The following is a 19,646-nucleotide window of genomic DNA, read 5'->3' as shown; positions in this document are numbered from 1 at the left end:
TGCTGACAACGATACTCAGGATGTAATTTTTGAACACAGCGTTAATTGTCCCAGACCTTCGCAGCTACGCTTTGAAGGAAGTCGACCACGAACTCAGCGTGGGTAAACCGTGAGCGTCTCTTTAAGTCGTCTCGAGCGTCAGCTCGGTTATACCTTCAAGGATCAGGAACTGATGATCCTGGCCCTCACTCACCGCAGCTTTGCCGGGCGTAACAACGAACGCCTGGAATTTCTCGGCGACGCCATCCTCAACTTCGTCGCCGGTGAAGCGCTGTTCGACCGCTTCCCGTTGGCCCGTGAAGGCCAGTTGTCGCGTTTGCGCGCGCGCCTGGTGAAGGGTGAGACGCTGGCGGTGCTGGCGCGCGGTTTCGACCTGGGCGAGTACCTGCGCCTGGGGTCCGGCGAGTTGAAGAGCGGTGGTTTCCGCCGCGAATCGATCCTCGCCGATGCCCTTGAGGCGCTGATCGGTGCGATCTACCTGGACGCCGGCATGGATATGGCGCGCGAACGCGTGCTGGCCTGGCTGACGTCCGAGTTCGAGAGCCTGACACTGGTCGACACCAACAAAGATCCAAAGACCCGCCTGCAAGAGTTCTTGCAGTCGCGTGCCTGTGAGCTGCCGCGTTACGAAGTGGTGGATATCCAGGGTGAGCCGCATTGCCGGACGTTCTTCGTCGAATGTGAAATCACCTTACTGAATGAAAAAAGCCGAGGTCAGGGTGTGAGTCGTCGTATTGCCGAACAGGTAGCGGCCGCCGCAGCACTGATAGCCCTGGGCGTGGAGAATGGCCATGACTGATTCAACTGCAACTCGCTGTGGCTATGTCGCCATCGTCGGCCGCCCGAACGTGGGCAAGTCCACGCTGCTGAACCACATTCTGGGCCAGAAGCTGGCCATCACCTCGCGCAAGCCGCAAACCACTCGCCACAACATGCTCGGGATCAAGACCGAAGGCGCCGTCCAGGCGATCTACGTCGATACCCCCGGCATGCACAAAGGCGGCGAGAAAGCCCTGAACCGCTACATGAACAAGACCGCTTCGGCGGCGTTGAAAGACGTCGATGTGGTGATCTTCGTGGTTGATCGCACCAAGTGGACCGAAGAAGACCAGATGGTTCTCGAGCGTGTCCAGTACGTGACCGGTCCCTTGATCGTGGCACTGAACAAGACCGACCGCATCGAAGACAAGGCCGAGTTGATGCCGCACCTGAGCTGGTTGCAGGAGCAACTGCCGAATGCGCAGATCATCCCGATTTCGGCCCAGCACGGGCATAACCTCGATGCGCTGGAGCGGGTCATTTCCGGGCACTTGCCGGAAAACGACCACTTCTTCCCGGAAGACCAGATCACCGACCGCAGCAGCCGTTTCCTTGCCGCCGAACTGGTGCGCGAGAAAATCATGCGCCAGATGGGTGCCGAGCTGCCGTACCAGATCACCGTGGAAATCGAAGAGTTCAAGCAGCAGGGCAAAACCCTGCATATCCATGCCTTGATCCTCGTTGAGCGTGACGGCCAGAAGAAAATCATCATTGGCGACAAGGGCGAGCGCATCAAGCGCATCGGCACCGAAGCGCGCAAGGACATGGAGCTGCTGTTTGACTCCAAGATCATGCTCAACCTGTGGGTCAAGGTGAAAGGTGGCTGGTCCGACGATGAGCGTGCCCTGCGTTCGCTGGGTTATGGCGACCTGTAATCAGGCATGGCGCAAGGCTTTGGATCTTGCGCCGACCTTTGTGGCGAGGGAGCTTGCTCCCGCTGGGTCGCATAGCGACCCCAAAACCATTCGCCACAATGTGCCTGATTCTCTGCGGCTGCTGATGTAGGGGCTGCTTCGCAGCCCAGCGGGAGCAAGCTCCCTCGCCACAGTTGATCTCTCCAGAGATTCGAGCACTGATGTCAACCCACCCACCCCCCAGCCAACCCGCCTACGTCCTGCACTCTCGCGCCTATCGCGAAAGCAGCGCGTTGGTGGACTTCCTCACGCCGCAAGGCCGGCTGCGGGCGGTGTTGCGCAGTGCACGGGGCAAGGCGGGGACCCTGGCGCGACCGTTCGTGCCGCTGGAGGTCGAGTTCCGGGGGCGGGGCGAGTTGAAGAACGTTGGCCGCATGGAAAGCGCAGGCGTTTCCACCTGGCTCAATGGCGAGGCGCTGTTCAGTGGCCTGTACCTCAACGAACTGTTGATTCGCCTGCTGCCCTCCGAAGATCCTCATCCCGCGGTATTCGATCACTACGCGGCGACCGTGCTGGCCCTCGCCGAAGGGCGTCCGCTGGAGCCCTTGCTGCGGTCCTTCGAATGGCGGCTGCTGGATGACCTGGGGTACGGCTTTGCGCTGACCCGGGATATCCACCAGGCTCCCATCGAAGCCGATGGCATGTACCGTCTGCAGGTCGACGCCGGGCTTGAGCGGGTCTATTTGCTGCAGCCCGGTTTGTTCAACGGCGCCGAGTTGCTGGCCATGGCCGAGGCTGACTGGAGTGCGCCAGGCGCATTGCCTGCCGCCAAGCGTCTGATGCGCCAGGCACTGGCGGTCCACCTGGGTGGTCGGCCGCTGGTCAGTCGCGAGCTGTTTCGCAAGCCGTAGGGGCGGTTGTTGCCAGGAGGCCCTCACCTGGCGTCAACAGACCCGGTATCCCCGTGTATGCTGTGCACCGAACTTTCTCTTCTTCTGGAGCGCTTCCGTGACCACCAGCACCCGCATTCTTCTTGGCGTGAACATCGACCACGTTGCCACCCTGCGTCAGGCCCGGGGCACTCGCTACCCTGATCCCGTGAAGGCGGCGCTGGACGCGGAAGAGGCGGGGGCTGACGGCATCACCGTGCATTTGCGCGAAGATCGCCGGCACATCCAGGAGCGCGACGTGCTGCTGCTCAAGGACGTGCTGCAAACCCGCATGAACTTCGAAATGGGCGTCACCGAGGAAATGATGGCGTTCGCCGAGCACATTCGTCCGGCGCACATTTGCCTGGTCCCGGAAACCCGCCAGGAACTGACCACCGAAGGCGGCCTGGATGTCGCGGGGCAGGAAGCCCGGATCAAGGCGGCGGTGGAGCGCCTGGCGAAAATCGGCTGTGAAGTGTCGCTGTTCATTGACGCCGATGAGCGTCAGATCGAGGCATCGAAACGCGTTGGTGCCCCGGCCATCGAGTTGCACACCGGTCGCTACGCCGATGCGCAGACTCCCACCGAAGTCGCTGAAGAGTTGCAGCGCGTCGCCGACGGCGTGGCCTGCGGCCTGGCTCAGGGCTTGATCGTCAATGCCGGTCACGGCCTGCATTACCACAACGTCGAAGCGGTCGCCGCCATCAAGGGCATCAATGAATTGAACATCGGCCACGCGCTGGTGGCGCATGCCCTGTTCGTCGGGTTCAAGTCGGCGGTATCGGAAATGAAAGCGTTGATTCTGGCAGCCGCGGCAAAAGCCTGAGGTAGATCGTTCCCACGCGGGAGCGTGGGAACGATCAGTGTCAAAGTGGCGAGTTGTCTTCCGGCGCCTTGGTCTTGTCGATGCCCGGCACATGCAGGCTGCCTTCGGCAATCTGGTCGCCCTCAAGTTGCGGCTGCGTGACCCATGTCAGGATGTCGTAGTAGCGGCGGATGTTCGCCACGAAATGCACCGGTTCGCCGCCACGGGCGTAGCCATACCGCGTCTTGCTGTACCACTGTTTCTGCGACAGGCGCGGCAGGATCTTTTTCACGTCCAGCCACTTGTTGGGGTTCAACCCTTCCTTGGCCGCCAGCTTGCGGGCGTCATCCAGGTGGCCGCTGCCCACGTTGTACGCGGCCAGGGCAAACCAGGTGCGGTCCGGCTCCTTGATCGAGTCGCTCAGCTGATCCTTCATATAGGCCAGGTACTTGGCGCCACCCATGATGCTTTGCCTGGCGTCCAGGCGATTGGACACGCCCATGGCCTGCGCGGTGTTCTGGGTCAGCATCATCAGGCCGCGCACCCCGGTCTTGGAAGTGACGGTCGGTTGCCACAGCGATTCCTGATAACCGATCGCCGCTAGCAGGCGCCAGTCGACTTTCTCTTTCTTGGCGTACATCTTGAAGTGCTGTTCGTACTTGGGCAGCCGTTGTTGCAGGTGCTGGGCGAAGGTGGTGGCGCCCATGTAGCCGAGTACGTCGACATGCCCGTAATAGCGATCCTTGAGGCGTTGCAGGGTGCCGTTTTTCTGCACCTTGTCGAGGTAGGTGTTGATCTCGTTGAGCAGGCTGTTGTCGTCGCCGGCGGCCACGGCCCAGCTCTGGTTGCTGGCGTCGCCCAGGTCGAAGGCTACCCGGACGTTAGGGAAGTAAACCTGGTTCATGGCCACTTCGTTGGAGTCGACCAGTGTCAGATCGATCTGACCTTCGTCCACCATGCGCAGTAGGTCAACGACCTCAACCGCGTCAGACTCTTCGTATTCAATCCTGGGATTTTTCTGTTTCAGCGCTGCCAATTGCTCGGCGTGGGTGCTGCCCTTGAGCACCATGATCTTCTTGCCCACCAGATCCGCCGGATTGGTGGGGCGTGACTGGCCGTTGCGATAGATGATCTGTGGGGTGACTTCCAGATACGAGTGGGAAAACCTGACCTGTGCCTTGCGTTTCTCGCTGCTGACCAGACCGGCAGCAGCGAGCACCGGGCCGTTAGGCTTGCCCACCTGATCAAACAGATCGTCAAGGTTGTCGGCGGTTTCGATCTTCAGCTCGACCCCCAGATCGTCGGCGAAGCGCTTCACCAGCTCGTATTCGAAGCCGGTTTCACCGTTGCGATCCTGGAAGTAGGTGGCCGGGCTGTTACGCGTCACCACGCGCAGCACGCCATCCTCCTTTACGCGCTCCAGGGTGTTGGGTTTATCAACACAGCCGCCGAGCATCAGGAAGAGTCCGGTTGCGATGAGCCATTTGGCGTATCGCGGACGTAAGACCATTGGGGAAAACATCTGCGCAGTATACGCAAAGGACCACGGCCGCCATATCTCGACAGCACAGGGCTTGTCTGCTAGAGGTCGGAAAACTTGAGCAAAGCCCTCAAGAACGGGCATTGAGGGCTAATCAGGGGGGCTGAAATAACCCTTCGTACCTGGGCTGATGAGCATTGGTTATAGGCTTCAAACCCCTGGCCGACGTTCGGACGATATCGGGCGTAGCGTTTCGGGTGCTGTCGCGGACGGTTTAGGCTAGAATGCACGGCCTCAAAGCACACCCCTTCCCGAGGCTGTCCCGAAGATGTTGATCCTGCGCGGCGCTCCTGCCCTTTCTGCCTTTCGCCACAGCAAACTCCTTGAGCAACTGAGCCAGAAGGTCCCGGCTGTCAGTGGCCTGTATGCTGAATTCGCTCACTTCGCCGAGGTTACCGGCGTCCTGACCGGCGACGAACAGCAGGTGCTTGCGCGCCTTCTGAAGTACGGCCCCAGCGTTCCAGTACAAGAGCCGACCGGTCGCCTGTTCCTGGTGTTGCCACGTTTCGGCACTATCTCGCCATGGTCGAGCAAGGCCAGCGACATTGCCCGCAACTGTGGCCTGGGGAAAATCCAGCGCCTGGAGCGTGGCATCGCTTTCTACGTCACCGGTGAGTTCACCGACGTACAGGCCCGGCTTGTTGCTGATGCACTGCATGACCGCATGACCCAGATCGTCCTGGAAAACCTGGAACAGGCTGCCGGCCTGTTCAGTCACGCCGAACCCAAGCCGTTGACGGCGATCGACGTACTGGGTGGCGGTCGCGCCGCGCTGGAAACCGCCAACGTCGAACTGGGCCTGGCCCTGGCCGACGACGAGATCGACTATCTGGTCAACGCCTTCGTCGGCTTGAAGCGCAACCCGCACGACATCGAACTGATGATGTTCGCCCAGGCGAACTCCGAGCACTGCCGTCACAAGATCTTCAACGCCAGTTGGGACATCGACGGCGAGAGCCAGGAAAAAAGCCTGTTCGGCATGATCAAGAACACCTACGTGATGCATGGCGAAGGCGTTCTGTCGGCTTACAAGGACAACGCTTCGGTGATCGTCGGCAGCATCGCCGGGCGTTTCTTCCCGGACCCTGAAACCCGCCAGTACGGCGCGGTGCAGGAACCGGTGCACATCCTGATGAAGGTCGAGACCCACAACCACCCGACCGCGATTGCCCCGTTCCCAGGCGCGTCCACCGGTTCCGGCGGCGAGATCCGCGACGAAGGCGCCACCGGTCGCGGTGCCAAGCCGAAGGCTGGCCTGACCGGTTTCACCGTGTCCAACCTGCAGATCCCGGGCTTCGAACAGCCGTGGGAAGTGCCGTACGGCAAGCCCGAGCGCATCGTCACCGCGCTGGACATCATGATCGAAGGCCCATTGGGCGGCGCTGCATTCAACAACGAATTCGGCCGTCCGGCGCTGACCGGCTACTTCCGTACCTTCGAACAATCCATCACCACCCCGCACGGTGATGAAGTTCGCGGTTACCACAAGCCGATCATGCTGGCCGGCGGTATGGGCAACATCCGTGAAGGGCACGTCCAGAAAGGCGAAATCCTCGTTGGTTCCAAGCTGATCGTGCTGGGCGGCCCGGCGATGCTGATCGGCCTGGGCGGCGGCGCGGCTTCCTCCATGGCCACCGGCACCAGCTCGGCTGACCTGGACTTCGCTTCGGTACAGCGTGAAAACCCGGAAATGGAACGCCGTTGCCAGGAAGTCATCGACCGTTGCTGGCAGTTGGGTGATCACAACCCGATCAGCTTCATTCACGACGTGGGCGCGGGCGGCCTGTCCAACGCCTTCCCGGAACTGGTCAACGACGGCGACCGCGGTGGCCGTTTCGAACTGCGCAACATTCCAAACGACGAGCCGGGCATGGCCCCGCACGAGATCTGGAGTAACGAATCCCAGGAACGCTACGTTCTGGCGGTCGGCCCTGCCGACTTCGAGCGCTTCAAGGCGATCTGCGAACGTGAGCGTTGCCCGTTCGCCGTGGTCGGCGAAGCCACTGCCGAGCCGCAACTGACAGTCACCGACAGCCACTTCGGCAACAGCCCGGTGGACATGCCGCTCGAAGTGCTGCTGGGCAAAGCCCCGCGCATGCACCGTTCGGTGGTGCGTGAAAACGAACTGGGCGACGATTTCGATCCGTCGACCCTGAACATCGCCGACTGTGTCGAGCGTGTTCTGCATCATCCGGCCGTGGCCAGCAAGAGCTTCCTGATCACCATCGGCGACCGCACCATCACCGGCCTCGTGGCCCGTGACCAGATGGTCGGCCCGTGGCAGGTTCCGGTGGCCGACGTTGCCGTCACCGCCACCAGCTTCGACGTCTACACCGGTGAAGCCATGGCCATGGGCGAGCGTACTCCGCTGGCACTGCTGGACGCTCCGGCGTCGGGTCGCATGGCCATCGGCGAAACCCTGACCAACATTGCAGCCTCGCGCATCGGCAAGCTCTCCGACATCAAGCTGTCGGCGAACTGGATGTCGGCTGCCGGTCACCCGGGCGAAGACGCGCGTCTGTACGACACCGTGAAAGCGGTCGGCATGGAACTGTGCCCTGAGCTGGGCATCACCATTCCGGTGGGCAAGGACTCGATGTCCATGGCCACTCGCTGGAACGACGAAGGCGTGGATAAGAGTGTGACCTCGCCGATGTCGCTGATCGTGACCGGTTTCGCGCCAGTGACTGACATCCGCCAGACCCTGACCCCGCAACTGCGCATGGACAAGGGCACCACCGACCTGATCCTGATCGACCTGGGTCGTGGCCAGAACCGCATGGGCGCTTCGATCCTCGCCCAGGTCCACGGCAAGCTCGGTAGCCAGGCTCCGGACGTCGATGACGCCGAAGACCTGAAAGCCTTCTTCGCGGTGATCCAGGGCCTCAACGCCGACGGCCACCTGCTGGCCTACCACGACCGTTCCGACGGTGGTCTGCTGACCAGCGCCGTGGAAATGGCTTTCGCCGGCCACTGCGGCCTGAGCCTGAACCTCGACGGTCTGGCGGAAACATCGGCCGACATCGCTTCGATCCTGTTCAACGAAGAACTGGGTGCAGTGATCCAGGTTCGCCAGGACTCCACCCCGGACATCCTCGCGCAATTCAGCGCCGCGGGCCTGGGCGACTGCGTGTCGGTGATCGGCCAGCCGATGAACAATGGCGAGATCAGCATCACCTTCAACGGCGAAACCGTGTTCGAAGGCCAGCGTCGCCTGCTGCAGCGTCAATGGGCCGAGACCAGCTACCAGATCCAGCGCCTGCGTGATAACGCCGACTGCGCCGATCAAGAGTTCGACGTCCTGCTGGAAGAAGACAACCCGGGCCTGAGCGTCAAGCTGAGCTACGACGTCAACCAGGACATCGCCGCGCCTTACATCAAGAAAGGCATTCGCCCACAGGTTGCCGTACTGCGTGAGCAGGGCGTCAACGGTCAGGTGGAAATGGCGGCCGCGTTCGACCGCGCCGGTTTCAACGCGATCGACGTGCACATGAGCGACATTCTGGCCGGCCGTGTCGACCTGAACGAGTTCAAGGGCCTGGTGGCCTGTGGCGGTTTCTCCTACGGCGACGTTCTCGGTGCCGGTGAAGGCTGGGCCAAGTCCGCGCTGTTCAACAGCCGCGCACGTGACGCGTTCCAGGGCTTCTTCGAGCGTAACGACAGCTTCACCCTCGGTGTGTGCAACGGTTGCCAGATGATGTCCAACCTGCACGAGCTGATCCCGGGCAGCGAGTTCTGGCCGCACTTTGTGCGTAACCGTTCCGAGCAGTTCGAAGCCCGCGTGGCCATGGTCCAGGTGCAGGAGTCGAACTCGATCTTCCTGCAAGGCATGGCCGGTTCGCGCATGCCAATCGCCATCGCCCACGGTGAAGGCCATGCCGAGTTCGAAAGCGCAGAAGCACTGCTGCAAGCCGATCTGTCGGGTTGCGTGGCGATGCGTTTCGTCGACAACCACGGCAAGGTCACCGAAAGCTACCCGGCCAACCCGAACGGTTCGCCGCGCGGGATCACCGGCCTCACCAGCCGTGACGGTCGCGTGACCATCATGATGCCGCACCCGGAGCGGGTGTTCCGCGCCGTGCAGAACTCGTGGCGCTCGGAAGAGTGGAACGAAGATGCACCGTGGATGCGCATGTTCCGTAATGCTCGCGTGTGGGTGAACTAAGGCGGTGTACAAGCTCAGCTTCTTTGTGCCCGACAGCCATGTAGAGACGGTGAAAACCGCCGTCTTTGCAGCCGGTGGCGGGCGCATCGGCCTCTACGACAGTTGTGCCTGGCAGGTGTTGGGCCAGGGCCAGTTCCGGGCGATGGACGGCAGTCAGCCGTTTATCGGCCAGGTCGGTCAGGTCGAAGTGGTCGAGGAATGGAAGGTTGAGCTGGTGGTGGCCGATGAGCTGATCGTCGCGGTAGTGGCTGCGTTGAAGCTCAGCCATCCCTATGAGACACCCGCTTATGAGGTGTGGCAGCTAGCGGATTTCTGATGCGCACCCTGCTCGAACAAAAGACCCGCTGTGCCGATCTGGCCAGCGGGTCTTTTTGTGCGTGCCTTTTAAAAGTGTCGATCACATGACGGGTTGCAGCAGGCTGGGCTTACGGTGCGGGCCTCAGGTGTACATCCGCTCTAAGCATTTCGATCAAGGTGAACTGGTGCAGGAAGCGTTGATCGCGCTTGTCCCAACGATCAATAAAAAACAGACCTTTGTCGTCCACCTGGATCGGGGTGGAGATAATTTCCCCGGTACTGGAGCGGTGCACCAGGTTGGTTTCAAGGTGGGAGGGGCGTTCGATCAGGAAGTACCCGGCCTCGCTCAATTTCGAACGGTCGGCGGGGGTAAAGGGCGCTGGTACTTTCATGCCCGCCACCCCCTCATCCAGGTCGAAGTCGCACCGTAGCGCGGGCCAGCCAGGTTTAGTGGTGATGGTCTCCCAGGCACTGTGGTGAATCCTTTTGCTCAGCGTGGGCGCGGTGTCCCTGATATTCAAACTGACTGTGCCCAGTGTTTCCGCCAACCCAGGCACCCCCATGTAATGATTGGCGTGGCTATTGCCGACGAAAGCGATCCATTTGTGTGGCCCACGTGCAGCCTGGTCGGCCTGAATGACCTGGGTGGCGAAGTAGTTGAACATGCTGGCGCGGGTTTCATCGCCGTCGGAGATGCCCTTGAGGTTATAGCTGGCGGTGCAGTCCAGGGCCTTGATGCGAATCTTGTACTTGGCGGCGGCCTGGTAGACCGCCGAGTACGTATTGGGCCCCGTGTAGAACGGCATATGGCCGGCATCCTGGCTTTTCAGGAAGGCCTTGAGCTGACCGCTCAGGTGCTGAGACTCAAAGAACGCATCCAACTGTGCCTGGTGCAGATCCGTCCACAGGTGTTCCACGTAGAGGGTCTCGAATTCCAGCTCTTTGAGCTTTTTCATCTGCGTTCGCAGGAACGCCTTGCACGATTGCTGGCCATGAGCCTCACCCAGTATCAGTCCTGGATAGGGGCCGTCGGCGATTTGCTTGAGGAACGATTCGGGCGTGGTGGCCGCCGTTATCTCGGGAAGTGTTGGCCTGGCAGGCGCCACGTAGTCGGTGAAATAGTGTTCGGCTTCACTCTTCAAGCGCTTTCGCAGTGCGACAAACATGTCGAATGCTTTGCCGCTTTCTTGTCCCTGTGGGCGGTAACGAGAGTCCAGGCCATATCGGTTCGCGGACTGGTGAACAATCTCGTCCCTCATCGCGCCGGGAACATCAAAATCATCGAAATGTTGAACGTCGGGGACGGCAACAGCCTGGAGGGGTTCAGGGGCTTTATAGGGGGTTTGCAGGCTCATGCGATAGTCGCCTTTGGCTAGCGCGTCACCGGTTATCGAGCCAGGGGTGTCCACCCAGATGCCCACCGGTTGATCCAGCCCGACATCGTCGATGCGCAGGGCGACGGCGTTTTGCAGGTCGGCCAGGCCAGGTGTTTCATTGAAGGTCCTCAAGCGCGACTGATCCACCAGCGCGATCCAACGCTCATCCGGGGTATCGGCCACATCGGCCTGGATGACTTTATGGGAGTAGAAGTTTCTCAGACTGTTGTCCCGTGGTGTGGTGGAGGGCGAGGTACCCAGCATCGTCATGGAGTCATCCAGTTGATAGGAGGTGGTCGCGTCCAGGGCCTTGATCTGGATTTTCTTCTCTTGGGCCGTGCGCACGAGGGCGACATAAGAGAAGTCCGCGTCCTCGGCGAAGCCGAAGGCTGTGTCGATGGTCTGCAGATGCTTCTTGATGTTCAGCCAGGACTTGCCTTTGTTGAGCTTTTCAAGCTTCGGCCTGAAGACATCCCCCGGCAGGTATTCCAGGTACAAGCGCTTGAAGCCTTTCGCGGCCAACGCGTCCATCTGTTCGATCAACACCTGTTTGCCGGCGATGGAGCCTGGCACTGCACCGATAATCAGATTTTTGTTGCCGGCAAAGGTGTCGCTGTCGATCAGCTGCGCCAAGGAAGTGCTGGCCTCAACGGGCGGGACGGCAGCCGGTGGGGGCAGCGGGTCGAGGAAGGTGAAAAAATTTCGCGCGTCCGTGGTCAGGCGTTCGACTTGTTGCACGTAAATACCGTGCAGCGATTTCATACTGTCTGCGGCAGAGCCCAATATGGAGCCGGGGGGCATATTATGCTCGGCGTTCAAGCGGAGCAAAGTGCTCCGTACCTGTGGGTCCAGGACAGGCACAAGGTCACGCCATTTTTTCTCGGGCATCTCATAGACACTAAGCGGCTTGGGCGTTTCAGGCAGTGTTTCGTACTCCGGAGCCCCACCGGCAATCCCGGTACGTTTCCAGACGCCTTCGGCGTTCGGTGCGGCCACACGCGTGGTCGAGACCAATTTCCCGCTGGCAGGGTCGAGGCGATACAGCAAGTAGCGGCCAATGACATCCGGCGTGTTGGGGGCCCAAAGGTGTTGCCCCTCGAAGATGACCGATTGCATGCCCGCTGGCGTCGGTGGCGCAGGTTCCAGCGCTTTGATCAACTTCATTGCCCGTATCGGCTCCGCCTTGGCAGCGGGCAGGCGTGCCAGTTTGCCGAGGGGTTTGAGTGAGCGTAATGCCGGACGCAGGTCTGTCAGTACGGCTCCGGCACTGTTGAGCAAGTAGCCCGCGAAGTGCTCAAGGGCTGCGGCGGTATCGCCCTGATGGTAGGCGTGCAGCGCGAGCATGGCGTCTTTGAAGGCCAGCAGCAGGCCAGTACTCAAACTCAGGAGCGGGAACGGCGCGGTGGCAATGGCCAGGCCCCATTCCACGCAGGTCCAGAGAGTGCCGGTAATCATCTGTGTACGATTGACGGTGGTGGCATCCACATCATCGATCTTGCGTTGCAGCTTCATGTTGTACAGCGCCTGGCGCAGGTCGAATATCGGCGGCACTGCGCGCGTTGAGTCGTAACGCGCCGGGCTGGTACTGCTGCTGTCCAGGTCTTCGGGCAGCCCTTGGCGGGCCTCTTGCAGAAACTGGCGGACCCGGACCTGAGAGGACACGCCGACCCGATTTGTGAAGTAGGCAATCATGCCGGGCGTTTTCTTGAGCAGGTAATTGAACTGCCTGGCCTCGCGAAAACTGACCCCGTCGGGTGCCTGTGGTGTGTAAAGCAGCACGGGGTTTGTGCCGTGGCTGAACAGGTAGTTATCGATGACCCAGTCACCGTCCACCAGCAAGCGATGGATGGCGTAGGTCCCACGGGTTACCTGCGAAGTGTCGGTCATGCTGGAGATGCTTTGCTCAAGCCATTGCAGGTCGACGTTGGCGATGTCCCCCTTGAGCCTGGACTCCAGGGCGGCGCCGAGCAGTTGTTGCTGGGTGATGGCCAGTACTGCATCACATCGGAAGGCATAGGCGGAGTCGTCCGGCTTCAACAGCTCGCCCCTGACCTTGTCGATGTAGCGCTCGCCAATCCAGGCACCGGTTACCGAGCGTGCGACCTTTTCGGCTGTCAGGGCGCGCAGATCGATACCTTCTGGCCCTTTGAAGGTCGCCGAACGGGAAAACTTTTCATCGAGAAAACCCACGCCGTCGGCATAGCCATCACGATAGAGCCGGGTGTACGTCATGGGCGGGGAATCGGGAGTGCCGACCAGTGATGCTGGCGAGTAAACCCAGACCGTGTCCGGGTCCACATCGTTTCGAGGGCGACCGAGCATTTCGTTCAATCGCCGTTTGGCGTTTTCATGCAAAAAGGCGTTGAAGTCGGGGAATTGGGTTTCAGACAAGGGATGTGCGCTGTAGGCATCCAGGGCGCCCTCGGCATTTTCAGCCCGTGTCGCGAGTATTCTTCTGCTCTCGTGGGTGGTCGAGCGATACCAGCCCGGTGTGCTGAACGCGTAGTCGTCTATTCGCGTGGCCAGTACATGACGCGCCATCGATTTGAGGCATTCGGCGTGGGTACCGGTGTTGATGAAGGCGACCTCTTTGTACTCCTGGGCGTGAAACTTGAAGGTCAGCCCGCTCAGTACGTCTTTCATGCTGTTGCGAAAGCGCAAGGGCAGGCGGGTGATCAAGTAATCGGTCAGGCTGCCGGGAGGGGGCTTGAGGCCATTGTCCAGCGTCCAGCCGAGGATGTGCTGCTGGCACGCCAGCTCCGTGTCGAAGGCATGAAACTGCTGCTCACGCGGTGCTTCGGGTGTGCACAGCAGGATACGGTCGACTGTGCCGCTGGCATTTGTGCGGCGCAGCACCCAGAGATCCAGAAGTTGCGCATCGTGCAGCGCAAGCGAGCTGGCGCCGAGAGTGTCGGCTTCGAGTCGAGGGCCGGTGCCTTGGCGCAGGTGCTGGATCAACTGGAAGTCGTCTTCGCTTATGTGGCCTTGCAGGACGGCGGTGTAGGCCAGCGCGTTAATGCGTCGGTCGAGCATCTGTTCGATGGCGGTACTGACTTCGGCTCGGGCATGCAGTGCCCGTTGCACATTGGCAAAGTCGATGCGCGGCTGCAGGCTGGTCATCTGCTGCGCGAGCCAGGCGGGTGTCACGTCCTGATAGGCCTCGGTCAATGGCGCGTCGTTGTAGGTGAGGGTGGTTTGGGTCTGGAAGGGGGAGCCTCTGCTTTCGTCACCGCTATGCAGGCCGCGCAGGGCCAGTTCGATCAGGTTCCGGTGGTGATCGTAGTGGCCGACGTTAGCCACGAAGCGACGGGTGCTGATCTGCAAGTGCTCCGGTTCCAGGTCATGGATATCCAGCTCGTCGCTCAGGCGCTCAAGCCATTGATGGCGAGCCAGGCTCTGGGGGGTTGTGGCGGGAGCCAGCAGGTTCAGCAGGGTCTGTCGGGCCTGGTTGTAGTCGTTGAGGTGTTCCGCCAGCGTGGTCCGGGCGGCTTCGCTGGCGCTGCGATACCAGTCGGGTGCGCTGTAGCGCAAGCAGCGCTCAAGCAGGGTCTGCGCTCGGAGCTCCAGGCGGGCCGTGAGGTCGGGCGTGGCGGCGGTGATGGCCTGGTCCAGGGCATTGATCACGTGCGCCGGGTCTTGGGCCGGGTTGTCCACAAGGCTCAAGGCGTGGTCGATATCCTGGGTACGCCTGTCGATCAGCGCGCCGTCGGTGTGCTCGAACAACGGTTTGTCGACGATGGGCGACAATTGCAGTGGCCAGATACCGGCGGCGCTCAGAGCGTGATAGCGCACCGGCAGCAACGCTTTGAATTCACGCTGGCCGCTGGGGTGATCCAGGCTCTGCAACAGGTGGTTGTCGAGCAGGGCCAGGGAGTCAAAGGATTCGATGCCGCGTGCCGGGGTGAACAGTAGAACCTGGCCCACGTTTTGCGCCGTGGTCAGGTCGTTTGCCAGCGGGCTGTTTTTTTCCGTGACGACAAAGGCGCCAGCCAACTCAACGCTGTTTTCCTGATAACTGAACTGCAAGGCATACAGGCCCGGGCGCAGGGTCGGGAACAACGGTGTCCGCTCCAGTATGGCGGCTTCCTGCGGGTGGAGCAGACGGTCTTGAACACCGAGCCTGGCTTCGTGCTCCAGCGCGGTGAACCCGGCATCGTAGGTCATGAAGGACTTGCGTGGCTTAGCATCAATCTGGTGGCGCAGATCCAGTTCCAGCAGATGGTCATTGAGCGTGGACTTGAGGGTGGTGAGCAGTTGCTGCCCTTCCTCGCTGTGCAGGTTGCTGTCTTTCAATGGCTGATAGTGGGCACGGGCCTTGTCGAGATATTGCTGGCGACTCGTCTGGATCAGGCCGTTCAGGCGATTGAGGTAGCGTTGTTCGGCTGACGGTTGGCTTTCGGGTATCCAGGGAGTTTCAACCTGAAACAGGTACTGGCCGATCTGGTTGAGATAGCCTTTGATTTCGTCAAATGACGTGGAGGTACGGGGGCTGGCGGTGCTCATGGGCACGCTCTCCATGCTGATAGTGAAGTCATCAGCATGCAGGGCGGTGCCTGTAGGCAGGCGGTAAATAGATATCGGGATCAGGCCTTGGCGCGATCGGTGTTGTGCTTGATCAGTGACTCGAGCGCCTCGCTCAGGCCCGAGGCCCTGTCCCCCAAAAGCAAGTGCCAGACACCATCGCCACCATCATCGAGCAGGCTGGCGCCCTGGCATCCCAGCGCCTTGAGCCCGGTTTGCGAGAGCGCCTTGTTGTCCGCCAGTTGCAGACGAATACGGGTCATGGCCACGCAGTCCAGTTGCCGCACATTGTCATGGCCGCCCAGCGCATCGAGCCATTGTTGAGCCTGAGGCGTTGCGACAGGGGGCGCCTGAGGCGGCATGGCTGTGCCTGGCAACGGTGCCTTGCCCGACATTGGCATGGCCAAGCGGATTTCGTCGGCGATGCTGTCGGCCATCGGCCCGACCACCACCTGCAAGCTGCCACCGTTGCCTGGCCGAACCACGGCCATCGCACCCAGCGCTTTCAGATCGGCATCCACGGCCTTGTTGCGATCCACCATGTCCAGGCGCAGACGCGTGGTGCAGGCACCGACACTCAGCAGGTTGGCGGCGCCGCCCAAGGCCCGGATGTAGGCGCTGGCACGCTGATGGTCGCTCATGGCTTCGGCCGGTGCGACTTGAGTGTCTTCGCGCCCCGGCGTCTTCAGGTTGAAGCGCCGGATGCAGTAACTGAATACGCTGTAGTAGACCACGGCGTAGGCCAGGCCCACGGGCATCACCAACCAGCCATTGGTGGATTTCCCCCAGCCCAGGACCATGTCGATAAAACCACCGGAGAACGTAAAACCCAGATGGATGTTCAGCAAGTTGGTAATGGCCATCGACAAACCGGTCAGTAGCGCATGCAGCAAATACAGGAAGGGCGCGAGGAACATGAAGGCGAATTCGATCGGTTCGGTCACGCCGGTGAGGAACGAGGTCAGGGCCATCGACAGGAAGATCCCGCCCATGATCTTGCGCCGCTCCGGCAGGGCATTACGGTACATCGCCAGGCAGGCGGCGGGTAAGCCGAACAGCATCACCGGGAACATGCCGGTCATGAACTGGCCGCCTTTCGGATCACCGGCAAAGTAGCGGGTCAGGTCGCCCGTCACCACGGCACCGGTCACCGGGTCGGTGAAACTGCCGAACACGAACCAGGCCATGTTGTTGAGGATGTGGTGCAAGCCGGTGACGATCAGCAAGCGATTGAACACGCCGAAGATAAATGCACCGAAGCTGCCGCTTTCCAGCAGTAACACGCCGAAGCTGTTGATGCCGTGCTGGATCGGTGGCCAGATCAGCCCGAAGATCACCCCCAGGCCAACGGCCGAGAACCCGGTGGCAATCGGCACAAACCGTCGTCCGCCAAAAAACGCCAGGTACTCCGGCAGTTTGATGTCCTTGAAACGGTTATACAGCGCGCCGGCCATCAGGCCGCTGACGATCCCGGCGAGCATGCCCATGTTGATGGTCGAGTCCAGCACCTTGAGTGTGGAGATCATCACCAGGTAGCCAATCGCCCCCGCAAGACCCGCCGTACCGTTGTTGTCCCGGGCAAACCCCACGGCAATGCCGATGGCAAAGATTAGCGCCAGGTTGGCGAAGATCGCTTGCCCGGCGTCGTGCATCACCGCGATGTTCAGCAGGTCGGTGTCGCCCAGGCGCAGCAACAGGCCGGCGATGGGCAGGATCGCGATCGGCAGCATCAGTGCGCGGCCCAGGCGTTGCAGGCCTTCGATAAAGTGTTGGTACATGGCGAGTCTCCATTTTTCTTGTTGTTTTCAGCTCAGCGGCCAGTGGTGTTGACAGGCTTGGCGAACGGCCTTGGCGCTGCCCAGGTTGAGCAGGCCCTGGCTCAGTTGCCGGCATTGCGCCGCGTCCAGGTGACGGACGCGGTCCTTGATTTCAGCGATTTGCGGCGGGCTGACGGACAGCTCGCTTACGCCCAGGCCGACCAGTACCGGGGTGGCCGTTGGGTCGGACGCCAAGGCGCCGCACACGCCGACCCAACGGCCATGTTTTGCCGCGCCGGCGCAGGTCTGGGCGATCAGCCGCAACAGCGCCGGGTGCAAGGCATCGACCCGTGCGGCAAGGCCGGCGTGGTCGCGGTCCATGGCCAGGGTGTACTGGGACAGGTCATTGGTGCCGATGGACAGGAAGTCGGCATGTTCGGCCAACTGCTCGGCCATCAACGCGGCGGCGGGCACTTCGATCATCACCCCCAGCTCCGGGCGCTGGGTCAGCGCCAGTTCGGCGCACAGCTCATCCAGGCGTTGGCGGATGTGCAGTAACTCGTCGACTTCGCTGACCATTGGCAGCAGGATCCGGCAGCGTGCCAACGGGCTGACTTGCAGCAGGGCGCGCAGTTGCTGGTCCAGCAGTTCCGGACGCACCTGGGCCAGGCGAATGCCCCGCAGGCCGAGCACCGGGTTGGCTTCCGCCGGCAGCGGCAGGTAGTCCAGTTGCTTGTCGCCGCCGACGTCGATGGTGCGGATGATCACTGGCTTGTCGCCCATGGCATCCAGCACGGCTTGATAGGCCAAGCGTTGCTCTTGTTCATCAGGCGCGGTGCGACGATCAACGAAGAGGAATTCGGTACGCAATAGGCCAATGCCGTCAGCGCCGTTTTCAAAGGCGACTTGCGCCTCGCGGCTGGAAGCGACATTGGCCGCTACTTCAATGCCAACGCCATCGCGGGTCTGCGCCGATGCTTGTGCCTGGATTTGTTGCTGTTGGCGTCGCAGCTTTTGCGCATCGCGGATCTGGTGGACTTCGGCGTGGCGTGCTTCGTTGGGAGTCAGCTCCAGGCGACCGTTGGCGGCGTCCAGCACCACCCGCTGGCCTTGAGGCACCTCCAGCACCTCGCCGCCCAGCGCAACCACACACGGCAAGCCTTTGCCCCGGGCGAGAATCGCCACATGGGAGGTTGCGCCACCTTCGGCCATGCAGATGCCAGCGGCGTTTTGTTCGCTCAATTGCAGCAGGTCCGAGGGGGTTAATTCATGGGCGACGACGATCGCGCCGGCCGGCAACTCGAAATGCCAGGCCTCGCCCAGCAGCGCGCGCAATACCCGCTGCTGCAAGTCCCGCAGATCGTTGGCGCGCTCGGCAAACAACGGTTTGCCCAACCCCAGCAATACCGCGCATTGGGCCTGGATCGCATCACGCCAAGCGTGGGTGGCGGCGCTGCCCTGTTCGATGTCACGGGTGGCGCTTTCGAGCAAGGTCGGGTCTTCCAGCAGTGCCAGGTGGGCGGCAAAGATTTCCTCTTCCTCCAGGTCCTTGCGCTGACGAGCGTGATCCAGGGTGTGGCGAATTTCGCCGCGAACCTGCTCCAGGGCGCCGTCCAGTTGTTGCAGTTGCTCGTCAGCCGAGTGATTGCGCGGGTCCGCTGGCAACTCAATCCCGTTCAACCGGAACAATGGCCCGCAGACCAGCCCGGGGGCGGCGCAGACACCTTGCAACACTCCGGCTTCGGCGGGCGCGCGACGCGGGGTGACGGCTACCGGGGCAGGGGCCTCCTCGTGGCTAACCACCGATAGTGCGGCGAGCAAGGCTTGCAGCGCTGCCTCGCAATCCTTGCCGCGACAGGTGACCTGCACCTCATCCTGTTCGCCTATCCCCAGGCCCATCAGGCCGATCAGGCTGTCGCAGGCCGCCGACTTGCCGGCAACGTGCAACTCGATCCGGCTGCTGAAACCCTGTGCGGTCTTGCGAATCAGTGCGGCGGGCCGCGCATGCAGGCCGCCGCGGTGGGTCACGCGGACGCTGGCGCTGGCTTCGCGATGGGCATCTTCGATGGGGACCGGCGGAAGGGTTGATACCTGGCGCGCCACGATGCACAGCAGCGGCTCTCCCAGGGTGACCGAGTGCTGCGCCAGCGGCTGCAGTTCGAACTGATCGCTGTTGGTGAGAATGATCAGGCTGACCAGGCTTTTGCATTGGCGGGCGATGCGGTCCAGGTCAAAGCGCACCAACGCTTGGCCGTTGCTGACCCGCGCGCCCTCTTTGACCAGCAGGGCAAAGCCTTCACCCTTCAACTCGACCGTATCGATGCCCACGTGCAGCAGGATTTCAGCACCGTTGTCGGCCCGCAGAGTCAGTGCATGCCCGGTGCGGGCTACCTGAATGACCACGCCATCGCAGGGCGCATGCAGGCAATCGTTGAGCGGGTCGATGGCAATCCCGTCGCCCATGGCGCGGCTGGCGAACACCGGGTCCGGGACCTTGGCCAGCGTGAGCACCGGACCGCTGAGCGGGGCACTGAGGGTCAGTTCTTTATTGTTGTTGTGCATGGCTCGCTACTCGACTCAGGC

Annotated in this window: 10 protein-coding genes; 6 read left to right on the top strand and 4 right to left on the bottom strand. The window is 61.6% G+C overall.

Going from position 1 to position 19,646, the window contains the following annotated elements:
* Nucleotides 1-109: 109 nt before the first annotated feature.
* The 4 genes from rnc to pdxJ all read left to right on the top strand — a co-directional run bounded on the left by rnc (nucleotide 110) and on the right by pdxJ (nucleotide 3,428).
* Nucleotides 110-799 (top strand): ribonuclease III, encoded by a 690-nt coding sequence (rnc, locus tag CKW25_RS03240; protein ID WP_095077627.1) that lies wholly within the window; start codon nucleotides 110-112, stop codon nucleotides 797-799.
* Complete coding sequence (gene era / locus CKW25_RS03235) at nucleotides 792-1,694, top strand: GTPase Era (RefSeq protein WP_095077626.1); 903 nt, start codon at nucleotides 792-794, stop codon at nucleotides 1,692-1,694. The genes rnc and era overlap by 8 nt, the downstream gene beginning before the upstream one ends.
* Before the next feature lie 200 nt (nucleotides 1,695-1,894).
* Nucleotides 1,895-2,584, top strand: coding sequence for a DNA repair protein RecO (gene recO, locus CKW25_RS03230; RefSeq protein ID WP_095077624.1), 690 nt, complete (start codon nucleotides 1,895-1,897; stop codon nucleotides 2,582-2,584).
* 97 nt (nucleotides 2,585-2,681) lie between these two features.
* Complete coding sequence (gene pdxJ, locus CKW25_RS03225; protein ID WP_095077622.1) at nucleotides 2,682-3,428, top strand: pyridoxine 5'-phosphate synthase; 747 nt, start codon at nucleotides 2,682-2,684, stop codon at nucleotides 3,426-3,428.
* 40 nt (nucleotides 3,429-3,468) lie between these two features.
* Here pdxJ and mltF read toward each other — a convergent pair whose 3' ends face one another.
* Complete coding sequence (gene mltF, locus CKW25_RS03220) at nucleotides 3,469-4,929, bottom strand: membrane-bound lytic murein transglycosylase MltF (protein ID WP_095077621.1); 1,461 nt, start codon at nucleotides 4,927-4,929, stop codon at nucleotides 3,469-3,471.
* 286 nt (nucleotides 4,930-5,215) lie between these two features.
* Between mltF and purL the strand changes: the two genes are divergently transcribed.
* The gene (gene purL, locus CKW25_RS03215; RefSeq protein WP_095077619.1) at nucleotides 5,216-9,112 is read left to right on the top strand and encodes a phosphoribosylformylglycinamidine synthase; all 3,897 of its coding nucleotides are present in this window, start codon (nucleotides 5,216-5,218) and stop codon (nucleotides 9,110-9,112) included.
* A 4-nt stretch (nucleotides 9,113-9,116) separates the two neighbouring features.
* On the top strand, nucleotides 9,117-9,428 hold the full coding sequence (locus tag CKW25_RS03210) for an NGG1p interacting factor NIF3 (protein ID WP_095077617.1): 312 nt from the start codon (nucleotides 9,117-9,119) through the stop codon (nucleotides 9,426-9,428).
* A gap of 109 nt (nucleotides 9,429-9,537) precedes the next feature.
* Here CKW25_RS03210 and CKW25_RS03205 read toward each other — a convergent pair whose 3' ends face one another.
* The 3 genes from CKW25_RS03205 to ptsP all read right to left on the bottom strand — a co-directional run bounded on the left by CKW25_RS03205 (nucleotide 9,538) and on the right by ptsP (nucleotide 19,625).
* Nucleotides 9,538-15,288, bottom strand: a complete 5,751-nt coding sequence (locus CKW25_RS03205) for a membrane-targeted effector domain-containing toxin (RefSeq protein WP_095077615.1) — start codon at nucleotides 15,286-15,288, stop codon at nucleotides 9,538-9,540.
* Between the two features lie 80 nt (nucleotides 15,289-15,368).
* Nucleotides 15,369-17,084: an N-acetylglucosamine-specific PTS transporter subunit IIBC gene (gene nagE / locus CKW25_RS03200; RefSeq protein WP_095077613.1), complete on the bottom strand. Its 1,716-nt coding sequence runs from the start codon at nucleotides 17,082-17,084 to the stop codon at nucleotides 15,369-15,371.
* A gap of 27 nt (nucleotides 17,085-17,111) precedes the next feature.
* Nucleotides 17,112-19,625: a phosphoenolpyruvate--protein phosphotransferase gene (gene ptsP / locus CKW25_RS03195; RefSeq protein ID WP_095077612.1), complete on the bottom strand. Its 2,514-nt coding sequence runs from the start codon at nucleotides 19,623-19,625 to the stop codon at nucleotides 17,112-17,114.
* Between the last annotated feature and the right edge of the window lie 21 nt (nucleotides 19,626-19,646).

Source organism: Pseudomonas sp. Irchel s3h17 (assembly GCF_900187505.1).
Taxonomy (GTDB): domain Bacteria; phylum Pseudomonadota; class Gammaproteobacteria; order Pseudomonadales; family Pseudomonadaceae; genus Aquipseudomonas.
This window is presented reverse-complemented; position numbering and strand designations above follow the sequence as displayed.

Coding starts and splice junctions, on each gene's coding strand:
- mltF (WP_095077621.1), bottom strand. CDS start 4,929: ATGTTTTCCCCAATGGTCTTACGTCCGCGATACGCCAAATGGCTCATC.
- era (WP_095077626.1), top strand. CDS start 792: ATGACTGATTCAACTGCAACTCGCTGTGGCTATGTCGCCATCGTCGGC.
- CKW25_RS03205 (WP_095077615.1), bottom strand. CDS start 15,288: ATGAGCACCGCCAGCCCCCGTACCTCCACGTCATTTGACGAAATCAAA.
- ptsP (WP_095077612.1), bottom strand. CDS start 19,625: ATGCACAACAACAATAAAGAACTGACCCTCAGTGCCCCGCTCAGCGGT.
- nagE (WP_095077613.1), bottom strand. CDS start 17,084: ATGTACCAACACTTTATCGAAGGCCTGCAACGCCTGGGCCGCGCACTG.
- recO (WP_095077624.1), top strand. CDS start 1,895: ATGTCAACCCACCCACCCCCCAGCCAACCCGCCTACGTCCTGCACTCT.
- purL (WP_095077619.1), top strand. CDS start 5,216: ATGTTGATCCTGCGCGGCGCTCCTGCCCTTTCTGCCTTTCGCCACAGC.